8 protein-coding genes are annotated in these 12,498 nt (G+C 45.1%); all 8 read right to left on the reverse strand.

Annotation, left to right across the window (positions count from 1 at the left end):
- Nucleotides 1-8: 8 nt before the first annotated feature.
- The gene (infB, locus tag MKZ09_RS21020) at nucleotides 9-2,669 is read right to left on the reverse strand and encodes a translation initiation factor IF-2 (protein WP_076201721.1); all 2,661 of its coding nucleotides are present in this window, start codon (nucleotides 2,667-2,669) and stop codon (nucleotides 9-11) included.
- Nucleotides 2,662-2,985 (reverse strand): YlxQ family RNA-binding protein, encoded by a 324-nt coding sequence (locus MKZ09_RS21025; RefSeq protein WP_036688466.1) that lies wholly within the window; start codon nucleotides 2,983-2,985, stop codon nucleotides 2,662-2,664. Before MKZ09_RS21025 ends, infB begins: the two co-directional genes overlap by 8 nt.
- On the reverse strand, nucleotides 2,978-3,286 hold the full coding sequence (gene rnpM / locus MKZ09_RS21030) for an RNase P modulator RnpM (RefSeq protein WP_036688467.1): 309 nt from the start codon (nucleotides 3,284-3,286) through the stop codon (nucleotides 2,978-2,980). Before rnpM ends, MKZ09_RS21025 begins: the two co-directional genes overlap by 8 nt.
- A 28-nt stretch (nucleotides 3,287-3,314) precedes the next feature.
- Nucleotides 3,315-4,412, reverse strand: a complete 1,098-nt coding sequence (gene nusA / locus MKZ09_RS21035) for a transcription termination factor NusA (RefSeq protein ID WP_036688470.1) — start codon at nucleotides 4,410-4,412, stop codon at nucleotides 3,315-3,317.
- Between the two features lie 26 nt (nucleotides 4,413-4,438).
- Nucleotides 4,439-4,906, reverse strand: a complete 468-nt coding sequence (gene rimP / locus MKZ09_RS21040) for a ribosome maturation factor RimP (protein ID WP_076127842.1) — start codon at nucleotides 4,904-4,906, stop codon at nucleotides 4,439-4,441.
- A gap of 199 nt (nucleotides 4,907-5,105) precedes the next feature.
- Nucleotides 5,106-9,434 carry a PolC-type DNA polymerase III gene (locus MKZ09_RS21045; protein ID WP_076201719.1) on the reverse strand — a complete coding sequence of 1,443 codons (4,329 nt, stop codon included), beginning with the start codon at nucleotides 9,432-9,434 and terminating at the stop codon, nucleotides 5,106-5,108.
- Nucleotides 9,435-9,703: 269 nt separating this feature from the next.
- On the reverse strand, nucleotides 9,704-11,152 hold the full coding sequence (proS, locus tag MKZ09_RS21050) for a proline--tRNA ligase (protein ID WP_036688477.1): 1,449 nt from the start codon (nucleotides 11,150-11,152) through the stop codon (nucleotides 9,704-9,706).
- A gap of 25 nt (nucleotides 11,153-11,177) precedes the next feature.
- Nucleotides 11,178-12,452, reverse strand: coding sequence for an RIP metalloprotease RseP (rseP, locus tag MKZ09_RS21055; protein WP_076127839.1), 1,275 nt, complete (start codon nucleotides 12,450-12,452; stop codon nucleotides 11,178-11,180).
- Nucleotides 12,453-12,498 lie beyond the last annotated feature (46 nt).

The following is a 12,498-nucleotide window of genomic DNA, read 5'->3' on the forward strand; positions in this document are numbered from 1 at the left end:
CTCTTCGCTTAGCGCTCTACAGTTTCCATAAGAAACGCTTCGATAATGTCGCCCTCTTGGACGTCATTATAGCGTTCCAAAGTTATGCCACATTCATAACCTTGCGCCACTTCTTTGGCATCATCTTTGAAACGTTTCAAAGTATCAACCTTACCTGTGAACACTACGATTCCGCTACGGATCAAGCGCATTTCAGCATTACGGGTAATTTTACCGGAAGTAACCATACATCCTGCAATGGTACCCACTTTGCTGATTTTGAACACGCTACGAACTTCGGCGTGACCGATAACATTCTCTTTATAGATAGGATCGAGCATACCTTTCATGGCACTTTCGATTTCTTCAATTACATTGTAGATAATGTTGTGCAGACGAACATCTACTTTTTCTTGCTCAGCAGCTGCTTTGGTCTGTGCGTCTGGACGAACGTTAAAGCCGATAACGATAGCATTAGATGCTGCTGCAAGCGTAATATCGGATTCAGTAATCGCACCAGCACCGCTGTGAATGATCTTCACGCGTACGCCTTCCACTTCGATCTTAGCCAAGGATCCTTTAAGCGCCTCGACTGAACCTTGAACGTCAGCCTTGATGATCACGTTAAGGTCTTTGATCTCGCCATCTTTAATGTGCTGGAACAGATCATCCAAAGTTACACGGGTGTTCGTATTCAGTTCAGATTGACGTTGGGAAGTGGAACGTCTATCAGCAATCGCACGCGCTTTACGCTCGTCTTCGAAAGCCATAAACGGATCGCCAGCTTGTGGCACCTCAGTCAAACCAGTAATTTCTACTGGAGTAGATGGTCCAGCTTCTTTGATCTTACGACCTTTATCATTGACCATCGCACGTACACGTCCGAAGCAGTTACCTGCTACAAAAGCATCGCCGACTTTCAACGTACCGTTTTGAACGAGTATACGAGCAACTGGTCCACGGGATTTATCAAGCTCAGCTTCTATAACAGTACCGCGTGCCCGTTTGTCAGGGTTCGCTTTGTACTCATTAACTTCAGCTACGAGCAGGATCATTTCCAGCAGTTCTTCCAAGTTAATACGTTGTTTCGCAGAGAGGTTAACGAAGATGGTATCTCCACCCCACTCTTCAGGAACAAGTTCATAACTTGTAAGCTCTTGCTTCACCTTATCAGGATCTGCACCCGGTTTGTCGATTTTATTAACAGCGACAATAATCGGAAGTCCAGCAGCCTTAGCGTGTGCAATAGCTTCGACGGTCTGAGGCATAACACCGTCATCAGCAGCTACTACGATAATTGTCATATCCGTAACCTGTGCACCACGAGCACGCATAGCAGTAAATGCTTCGTGACCAGGTGTATCAAGGAACGTGATTTTCTTTTGGTTGATCTCGACTTGATAAGCACCGATGTGCTGAGTGATTCCGCCAGCTTCGCCTAGCGTCACATTGGTCGAACGAATAGCATCAAGCAGTGTAGTTTTACCATGGTCAACGTGACCCATAATAGTAACTACTGGAGGACGAGTCTGAAGATCCTCTTCATTGTCATTCTCTTCCACTGTTTCGAAGCTGTCCTCGTCAACAGGAATCTTCACTTCTACTTCTACGCCAAATTCAGCAGCGAGCAGCAAAATGGTGTCGATATCAAGTTCTTGGTTGATGGTAGCCATAACACCCATCGAAATCAGCTTTTTGATTACTTCAGAAGCATCCTTGTGAAGCAATTTCGCTGTTTCACCAACGGTCATGCTGCCACGAACAATGATTTTCTTAGGTGTGTTATCGATCTTCTCGCGGTGTACCATTGGTTGGTTCTTGCCACGACCATTCTTACCACCACGACCGCGGTAGTTACCACCTTTACCATCATCGAAACGTCTTTGATTATTATTCGGTCTGCCACCAGTTGTGTTCTTTTTGGGACCTCTGTCATCACCGCGGGTGAAACCTCCGCCTGTGCCAGATTGACCTTGTGGACGGCTGTCAGTGCGCGGTGCACTGCTTTGTCCTTGCGGACGGCTGCCACTTGTGTTGCTGCCTTGTGGACGGCTTCCACCAGTGTTGCTGCCTTGTGGGCGGCTACCACCAGTATTGCTGCCTTGCGGACGGCTGCCACCGGTATTGCTACCTTGTGGACGGTTACCGCCAGTATTACTGCTTTGCGGACGGCTGCCACTTGTGTTGCTACCTTGTGGGCGATTGCCGCCAGTAGTGCTGCCTTGCGGGCGGCTGCTACTAGTACTGCTAGTACTGTTAGTACGTGGAGCACCGCTTTGTTGCGGACGTGCATTCTGCGTTGAACCTGTTTGTGTTCTGCGGGAATCTTGTCCGCTTTGGGGCCTTGGGGACGTCGTCGATTGGTTGTTGTTTTGGTTACTGTTCATACCTACCTGCTTTTCCTGTTGATTTTTGTTGGCATTCTGAGCACTTTGAGGTTCGGCTGTTACCGCACCGGTTGTTACCGGCCGGCTGCTGGTGCCGGTATCCCGCTTGGCTGCAGCGTTTGATTTGATATCCTTAAAGAACTGTTCAACTTTGTTCACGGATCCATTCTCCATGACACTCATATGATTATTCACGGGGACATTCAAACGCTTCAGAATAGTAATAATTTCTTTACTGCTCATGTTTAGTGACTTTGCGTATTCGTACACGCGCAATTTATCTTTGTTCTCTTCTTTAGTCAATAAATCCACCTCCGACAGTATCTCCGAGTTGCTTGGAGATCATTTCCGCGAATCCTTTATCCGTAATGGCCAGTACTACACGCTGGTCTTTACCAATACTTGCACCGAGTTCATCCCGGTGAAATGCGATTACTAGTGGAATATCGTAAGTTCCGCATTTATCACGGAACTTTTTTTGGGTATTATCTGAAGCGTCACCTGCCAGAACGACCAGCTTCGCCTCTGAAGACCGTACAGCTTTGAGTACAGCCTCGTCACCGGTGACTATCTTGCCTGCTCTCATGGCAAGCCCTAAATAAGAAAGCGCCTTACTCATTATCCTCACTATCCTTTGCTGCTAGAAACTGCTCTTCCACGGAAGTAAACTCCCGGGCTAGCTGGGCGTAGATTTCAGGACTCACTTGACATTTCAATGCCCGGTCAAGTGCTTTGTTCTTTTGTGCCAGCTGAAAGCATTCAAGCTTGCCGCATATGTAAGCACCACGGCCTGACTTCTTACCCGTCAGATCAATCAGCACTTCACCTTCAGGCGTTCTCACCACACGAATCAGCTCTTTTTTAGGCATCATCTCTTGGGTAGCAACGCATTTACGCAGCGGCACTTTTTTTTGTTTCATAACAAACGCCTCCCGTCAAGCAGGTTAATTAATCTATGGAGACGGAATCCTGATGCATTTCATCAATAGAAGATTTCGGTCTGCCGTATTCCTGCTCCGCTTGAGTTTCACTCTTGATATCAATTTTCCAGCCGGTAAGTTTAGCGGCAAGACGTGCATTTTGCCCTTTAATACCGATAGCCAATGACAATTGATAGTCAGGAACGATAACTCTCGCCATCTTCTCCGCTTCAAAGACTTGAACTTCAAGAACCTTTGAAGGGCTAAGTGCATTCGCAACATATTCCTGCACCAGATCAGAATAACGGACGATATCGATCTTCTCACCGCGAAGCTCAGTAACGATGGTCTGAACGCGTGTGCCTCTTGGACCTACGCAAGAACCAACGGGATCTACTTCTGGATTGCGGGAATACACAGCAATCTTCGAGCGGAAGCCAGCTTCACGAGCTACAGAACGAATCTCAACTACACCGTCAAATATTTCAGGAACTTCAAGCTCGAACAGACGCTTAAGTAATCCTGGATGACTGCGGGAGAGCATAATCTGCGGACCTTTTGTTGTATTCTCAACTTTTGTGATATAAGCCTTGATGCGTTCGCTTTGTTTGAACTTTTCACCTGGCATCAATTCGCTAAGCGGAAGAACCGCTTCGATTTTACCAAGATCAATGTAAATGTTCCGCATATCTTGACGTTGAACTAGTCCAGTAACGATATCATCTTCTTTGTCGATAAAAGCATTATAGATAAGTCCACGCTCTGCTTCGCGAATCCGTTGAGTTACAACCTGCTTAGCAGTCTGTGCGGCAATACGTCCAAAATCACGAGGTGTCACTTCAAGCTCAGCGATATCTTCCAGCTGGAAATGCGGGTTAATTTCTCTGGCTGCCGGCAATGAGATTTCAGTCCTTGTATCCAGGACCTCCTCAACAATTAACTTGCGGGCAAACACTTTAATGACACCTGTATTGCGATTCATGTCAACACGCACGTTCTGTGCTGCATTGAAATTACGTTTATAACTAGAGATCAGCGCCGCTTCAATCGCTTCAAACAGCACATCTTTACTGATGCCTCTCTCCCTCTCCAGCTCATTCATTGCTTCAATAAACTCCATACTCATGAATTTCCGGCCCCCCTTTCAAGACGTTAAAAAATAATGGCCAATCTCGCACTTGCGACCTTGGCGTACGGTACTACATGTTCTTTTTTGCCCGCGGAGATGAGCAGTTCCTCGTTCTCGAACGAGAGCAAACGACCTTCAAATTCTTTGAGTCCTTGAATCGGCTCATAAACAGTCACATACACGTCCTTACCTACCGCTTTAGCTACATCCGCAGCTTTTTTGAGAGGACGCTCTGCTCCCGGCGAGGATACCTCAAGGAAATATGCCTCAGGAATAGGATCATTCTCATCTAACTTCTGACTGAAATATTCGCTAATGATCCCGCAGTCATCAATATCAATGCCGCCTTCTTTATCTACGAATATACGCAGAAACCAATTGGAGCCTTCCTTCACGTATTCAACGTCCACCAGTTCGAAACCATTGTCGTCGAGATAGGGCCCGAGCATCTGCTCTACCGTTTGTTTAATTTTAGATTTGGGTGTGCTCAAAAGAAAATTACCTCCACGAACTTGTCTTTTGCTATATACCAAAGATAAAGAGTGGGTTTCCCCACTCTTTACACAACGGACTTATCTCATTATTACCAAAGAAATTATACCATAGGGAAACTGGACTGACAAGTGCTAGCCCTTGACTCCCCCTTTGGAGCACTCTTTTCTAGCCATGAAATAAGGGTTGTTAAAGCCTTTAAAATAGGGAAAGTTGATTGCTTTCCGGTAAACCGCGGAAGCAGCCCATGCCGGTCAGCAGCTCAATAACCGTCTTACTTGCCTTTGATTTCTGCTGGAAATCTTCAATAGACAGGAACTCGCCAGCATCTTTCGCAGCAGCTATGTTGATAGCAGCATTCTCACCAATTCCCGCTAAAGCAGAAAACGGAGGAATCAAACTCTTGTCATCAACAATAAACTTATTCGCTTCTGAGCGGTAAAGATCAATGTTCTTGAATGTAAACCCACGTGCTGTCATCTCCAAAGCCATCTCAAGGACAGGCAACATAGCCTTTTCCTTGGGCAAAGCCTGAAATCCTTTTTGCTCAATTTCTACGATCTGACGGCTGATGGCTTCATACCCTTTACAGCACAATTCAATATCAAAATCCGCTGCACGTACAGAGAAATAAGTCGCATAATATTCAATAGGATGATACAGCTTGAAGTAGGCGGTACGTACTGCAGAAATTACGTATGCAGCAGCATGTGCCTTCGGGAACATGTATTGAATCTTCAGACAAGAATCAATATACCATTGTGGGACCTTGCACTTTTTCATTTCCTCGATCCATTCGTCAGATAAACCTTTACCTTTACGAACACTCTCGGTAATTTTAAAGGCCAAGCTCGCATCCATTCCCGCTTTATAAATTAAGAAGAGCATGATGTCATCACGACAACCGATAACGGTCTTAATGTTACAAGTGTTATTCTTTATAAGCTCTTGAGCGTTACCAAGCCAAACTCCAGTCCCATGAGACAAACCTGATATTTGCAGTAAGTCAGCAAAGCTGGACGGCTTCGACTCAATAAGCATTTGACGTACGAACTTGGTACCCATTTCGGGCACACCATAGGTCGCAACCGGTGATCTGATCTCGTCTGGTCTCACTCCAAGTGCATCTGTAGAGTTAAACATGCTCATTACTTTCGGATCATTCATCGGGATAGAAGTAGGATCAACACCTGTCAAATCCTGAAGCATCCGCATCATCGTCGGATCATCATGACCCAGAATATCAAGCTTCAGCAAATTCGCGTCAAAAGCGTGATAATCAAAGTGTGTGGTCTTCCATTCAGCATTGACATCATCCGCCGGGAATTGTACTGGCGTAATATCTTCTACCTCCATATAGTCTGGAACAACGACTATACCACCCGGATGCTGTCCCGTACTACGTTTAACGCCTGTACAGCCAGCCGCCAGACGGCCAACTTCAGCTCCACGCCAACGTTTCTGGTGCAGTTCTTCGTATTTTTTTGCAAATCCGAAGGCAGTCTTTTCAGCTACGGTACCAATCGTTCCGGCACGGAATACATTTTTTTCACCAAACATTTCTTTAGTAAAGTTATGTGCATTCGGCTGATATTCCCCTGAGAAGTTCAAGTCGATATCGGGAACTTTATCCCCTTTAAATCCAAGGAAGGTCTCGAACGGAATATCCTGGCCTTCACCTTTGAGCTTCTGACCGCAATCCGGGCAGACTTTATCTGGTAAATCGAATCCGCTCCGCACACTACCGTCCAGGAACCATTCACTATGGCGACACTTGGGGTCTAGGCAAATATAATGCGCAGGCAAAGGATTAACTTCTGAAATCCCAAGAAATGTAGCGACTACAGAAGAACCTACGGAACCCCGCGAGCCTACGAGATACCCATCCTGATTTGACTTTTTAACGAGACGTTCAGAAATCAAATAGTTGGCAGAGAACCCGTATTTAATAATCGGTGCAAGCTCTTTCTCCAAACGGGCAATAACTACCTCAGGCAGCTCTTCACCGTAAATGGATTTGGCAGTATTGTAGCAGGTCTCGCGAATTTCTTCGTCCGCACCGTCAATAATTGGTGTAAATAGCTTATCTGGAAATAGCTCCAGTTCTTCAAAACGCTCCGCCAGCTCAACTGTATTTGTGACAACGACTTCCATCGCTTTTTCAGCACCGAGAAATTCGAATTCAGACAGCATTTCATCCGTTGTGCGGAAGTGTGCATCCGGTTTGCGTTGGTCTTTAAGCGGACTAAAGCCTGTGATCCCATTAATCGTAATATCACGATACAGCTTGTCCCGGGGTTCAAGATAATGCACATTCCCAGTTGCGATAACAGGTTTATTCAACTGTTCCCCTATTTCGCAAACCTTCCGGACTACATCGCGAAGCTCATCAGGACCTGCTACAAAGCCCTTGTCCACCAAGTGCATGTACATGGTCAATGGCTGAATCTCCAGCACATCATAAAAATGAGCAACCTCCATGGCTTCCTCAGTCGTTTTGTTGAGTACTGCTTCAAAAAACTCTCCACGTTCACAACCGGAAATCACTAGTAGTCCATCTCTATGCTCTTCCAGCTTGGATTTCGGAATACAAGGTACACGCTTGAAATATTCCGTATGTGACATGGAAATGAGCTTATAGAGATTTTTTTTGCCTATTTGATTAAGTGCATAAATATTACAGTGGAACGGTCTTGTGTTCGAAAGATCATTACCCACATAATCATTTAGTCGATCAAGGCGGGTCATGCCCTTCATCTTTTCAGCATCTGCGAGCAATCCTGTTAATATACCGCCGAGTGCTATGGTATCATCAATCGCTCGGTGATGGCTTTCCAGAAGAACTTTATATTTATCGGCTAATGTGTTCAGCCTGTGATTCTTCATGCTTGGATATAGTAACCGTGCGAGCTCAAGCGTATCAAGAGATGGATTCGGAAGATCAGGTTCACCTATTTTACGTAACGAGGCCTGAATAAAACCCATATCAAATCTGGCGTTATGAGCTACAAGGATACTGTCACCCACAAATTCAACAAACTTACGCAGCACTGGCTCAAGATCAGGAGCATCCTTAACCATTTCATCCGTAATATTGGTCAATTGCTGAATATGATAAGGAATTTTCTCATGCGGATTCACAAAAGTAGAATAACGGTCTACTTCTTTGCCTTCGCACATTTTAATGGCCGCCAGCTCCGTAATATTATTGCGGGTAATCGATAAACCCGTGGTTTCTATATCAAACACTACATAGGTAGCTGTCTTCAAGTCCAAAGGCTGAGCGTTCTCGACAATATTCACAGAATCATTCACAACATTAGCTTCCACACCATAAATCATTTTTATCTTATGCTTATGAGCTGCATGGTTTGCATCAGGAAAAGCCTGAACGCCGCCGTGATCAGAAATAGCAATCGCAGGATGACCCCACTGGGCAGCTGTTTTGACATAGGTAGTGATCGGAGTGACTGCATCCATCGTACTCATCGTAGTGTGAAGGTGGAATTCCACCCGTTTCTTAGGAGCAGTATCTTTACGCGCAGGCGGTGCCTTAACTTCCGTTAAATCCGAAGGGATCATCACGAGCTCAGGAATCTGCATAAAACGGTCATATTCAACTTTCCCGCGTGCTCTTACCCATTTGCCATTAGCTAGCTGACTCATAACCTTCAGATCATCTTTAGTCTTCGCGAACATCTTCATTTGTAAAGAATCCGTAAAATCGGTCAGACTGAAAGTGAACAAGGTACTGCCATTGCGAAGCTCCTTACGATCCAGACCAAAAATGGTACCCTGAATTGTAATTTTCTTCTCTTCATCTTGAATTTCAAGAATCGGCACGGCTTGTTCCTTAATTTCATACCCCACTTGAAGCTTAATTACTTCATTAGGATCGCTATCATCAGCAGGAGCTTCTGTTTCCACAGCAGTCATCATCTGCTCAACAATCTCGCGTTGTTCTTGCTGAAGCTTTTGCTGAAATTCTTCGAATGCTTCAACATTATTATTTTCGTTCTCCGCCATTAGTAATTTAACTTTTAAGGAGAGACCGAAATATTTATCATAAAATTTAATAATTGCACCATCGATGCCTTTTTTGCGAGCCAGCTCCATCGAGGTGGAATCACTCATCGTTAACATTAAAGTGTCCTCTTTAAGCTCCTGTGAGGAGCGGGTCAGCCAGCCGTTTACCGATGGAATCTCCCGATGCACCCACTCCAGAAACAGTCCCCAATATTCTTGGACAAGCTCTGCTCTACTAACCTTCTCATCGTATAGGAACAAAAAGCTTACTTTAGCTATATGCTGTAGCTTCTCGCGCATTCTAAGGCAAAATGTCCGATATACCTGTGCTGGAACCAGACTTTCTTTCGTAATAACGATTTGCCAGTCTCGGTTGCCGCGACTGATCTCAACACGTTCTATATACCCGTCTAAAAAGTAGGGATCCATGATTGCAGGCGGTATTTCACCCTGCTTCATCAAGAGCTCGAACCTTTTTCTTCTCTCCTGGTTTTGTTCCATGCTTTCCTCCCACCTTTAATAACCCAGTTAAAACTATCCATGATATACAGTGAAAGTACAATATGATAAGAAGAAACAATGTTTTCATCTTTTAAAGACGACAACTGTTTCTCGTAAAAATATAAGGATAATTTATAGCGAAAGCCTATAAATTCTTATATTTTAAAAAGCTTCTGGGTTCAAAAAGCATTGGGTTCTTACGGCCCGCCGACTCCTCTCTCCAGAAGCTAAATTAAAATACTACAAGACTGTTGATCGGTGCCTAAAGATTAATATGCCTTTGCAAAAACCACAGTATGCTTGGCTGGTTGGCCACAGCAAATGCAGACTTGCTTAGTCTCCGCTGGATCAAAAGGAATATTGCGGCTACCCGCACCTGTCTCTTCCTTAACTTTGGACTCGCATTCTTCGGAACCACACCACCCAGCTAGAGCAAATCCACGTTTTTCATCCATCGAAGCCTTCATTTCCTCCAAGGAATCCACAGAATAGAAGTGGTCCTCGCGGAATTTCAGGGCACGTTCGAACATTTCGTTGTGAACCTGTTCAAGCATTGTTTGAACCTCTTCTACGAGGTTTTCCTGTTGAATAACCTTCTTCTCACCGGTGACACGTGAGACGAGAACGCAGACGCCATTCTCCATATCGCGTGGTCCAAGCTCCAAACGTACTGGCACTCCACGCATTTCATATTCATTAAACTTCCAGCCTGGAGTAACATCTGAGCGATCATCTACACGTACACGAACGCCAGCATTCTTCAATTCCTTGAACAGCTCGTCCGTCCGCCCAATCACAGCTTCGCGGGTCTTAGGAGGTCCGATAGGAATCATAATAACTTGCGTTGGAGCTACCTTAGGCGGCAGAACAAGACCGCGATCATCTCCATGTACCATAATCAAGGAGCCAATCAAACGAGTCGTTGAGCCCCATGAAGTAGTGTGTACATACTCCAAATTATTGTCACGGCTTAAATATTGAATCTCAAAAGCTGTGGCAAACTTGGTGCCGAGGTAATGTGAAGTAGCAGCCTGAACAGCGCGTCCATCCTTCATCATCGCTTCAATAGAATACGTATCTACCGCACCGGCAAAACGCTCGGAAGGTGTCTTTTGTCCGGTAATTACCGGAATGGCAAGATAGGTCTCGACAAAATCACGGTAGTTATCCAGCATCCGCATAGTTTCTTCACGAGCTTCCGCTTCATTCTCATGTGCGGTATGCCCTTCTTGCCAAAGAAACTCAGTCGTGCGGATAAATGGTAATGTACGTTTCTCCCAACGAACCACGTTCGCCCATTGATTGATAAGTACAGGAAGGTCACGATAGGATTGAATCCATTTGGAGTACATGTGGCCGAACATGGTCTCTGAAGTAGGACGAACTGCGAGACGTTCCTCAAGTACGTCACCACCCGCTTCTGTTACCCATGGCAGCTCTGGATTAAAGCCTTCAATGTGATCCTTTTCCTTCTGAAAGAAACTCTCCGGAATGAACACCGGAAAATAAGCGTTCCGATGTCCAGTTTCCTTGAGGCGACGGTTCATTTCCTCCTGAATATGCTCCCATATTTCATAGCCTTCTGGCTTAAATACAATACAGCCACGAACAGGAGAGTAATCCATCAAGTCTCCTTTTTTAATAACATCAATATACCAGCGTGAGAAATCCTCGCTTTGCGGCGTGATTTCCGTAACGAATTGTTTATCTTTAGCCATGTAATGGAATGCCTCCCGAAGAAAATTAGCCGCTGATCAAACGTAAAATATCATTATACGTAACAGCAATCATTAATAAAAATAGCAGTGCAAAACCTACAAAGTGAACCATGCCTTCATGACCCGGATCCACAGGTTTGCCACGCAGTGCCTCTACACCTAGGAATGCCAGACGGCTTCCATCGAGTGCCGGAATCGGCAAGAGGTTAAATATCCCCAGATATAGACTCAAAATAGCGGCCCAGTAGGTAAGATACTGAATACCTTGTTGAGCAATTTGACCGGTTACCTCAAACGTACGGACCGGACCTCCAATATCATCCATATTGAATTTATTGATCAATTGTTTAAAGCCCAAAAAGATAGCTTCTGTTGTATCGACCATAGCTTTTCCTGAACCTGTTATCGTCTCGCCAAAACCAGCTTTACGAGTAGGCAGCTCAGGAGTAATACCTATTTTACCGCCTTCTTGTCCTTCCATACTACGAGGAACTAGCGTGACGTTAAGGGTTTCCTCTCCCCGTTGCAGCGTCCAGTTCATTTCTTTACCTTTGGACTCCGAGGTCAAGCTAATCATTTTTTGGTAATCAGCACCGATTTTCTCACCATTGATGGAGACAATGATGTCGCCCTTTTGGAGTCCTGCTTCTTGTGCAGGCATTCCTTCGGAGACGTCGCCAATCTTAACAAAAGTAGGATTTTCAACTTGAATACCGACCATTTGCAAATGGATGGCGAAGAGTACAAAGGCTAACAGAAAGTTCATCACAGGACCCGCAACGATAGCCAACGCACGCTGACCCACGGTCTTGCTGCCGAATTGACGATCTTTAGGTGCAATTTGTGTCTGTTGCGTCCCTTTAATCATCATCGCTTGCGGATGAACATCATAAGTAGTAACTTCTCCGTCCACATCTAAGGTAATCTGCAATTTATCTTCGAGATCGGTATTCAACGCCTCACCACGGATAACATTTCTACGGGTGTCTAGTGCATCCAGATAAATGTTTTTAACTTTATTGTCTTGTCCGAGCCTTACCGCAATGGTCTGTCCAGAACCAATCTCAACAATCTCAGGATCTTCACCAGCCATTCGGGCATAACCGCCAAAAGGCAGTAAGCGAAGAGTGAACTGAGTCTCATTCCGTTTATAAGAAAACAGTTTCGGACCGAAACCGATAGCAAATTCCCTCACGAGAATACCGGCGCGTTTGGCAAAATAATAGTGACCCCATTCGTGTACAGTCACAAGTACAAAAAACATGAGCACCGTTAAAAAAACGACCTGAACCATTTCCAAACGTATCATCCCCCTTTAGGTGTAAGACCGAAGTATGTCCTCTTAA

Source organism: Paenibacillus sp. FSL R5-0908, from assembly GCF_038006245.1.
Classification (GTDB): domain Bacteria; phylum Bacillota; class Bacilli; order Paenibacillales; family Paenibacillaceae; genus Paenibacillus_AQ; species Paenibacillus_AQ odorifer.

Bases quoted from the DNA above. Each gene is read 5' to 3' on its own strand.
- MKZ09_RS21025 (WP_036688466.1), bottom strand. From the start codon at position 2,985: ATGAGTAAGGCGCTTTCTTATTTAGGGCTTGCCATGAGAGCAGGCAAG.
- rnpM (WP_036688467.1), bottom strand. From the start codon at position 3,286: ATGAAACAAAAAAAAGTGCCGCTGCGTAAATGCGTTGCTACCCAAGAG.
- nusA (WP_036688470.1), bottom strand. From the start codon at position 4,412: ATGAGTATGGAGTTTATTGAAGCAATGAATGAGCTGGAGAGGGAGAGA.
- MKZ09_RS21045 (WP_076201719.1), bottom strand. From the start codon at position 9,434: ATGGAACAAAACCAGGAGAGAAGAAAAAGGTTCGAGCTCTTGATGAAG.
- proS (WP_036688477.1), bottom strand. From the start codon at position 11,152: ATGGCTAAAGATAAACAATTCGTTACGGAAATCACGCCGCAAAGCGAG.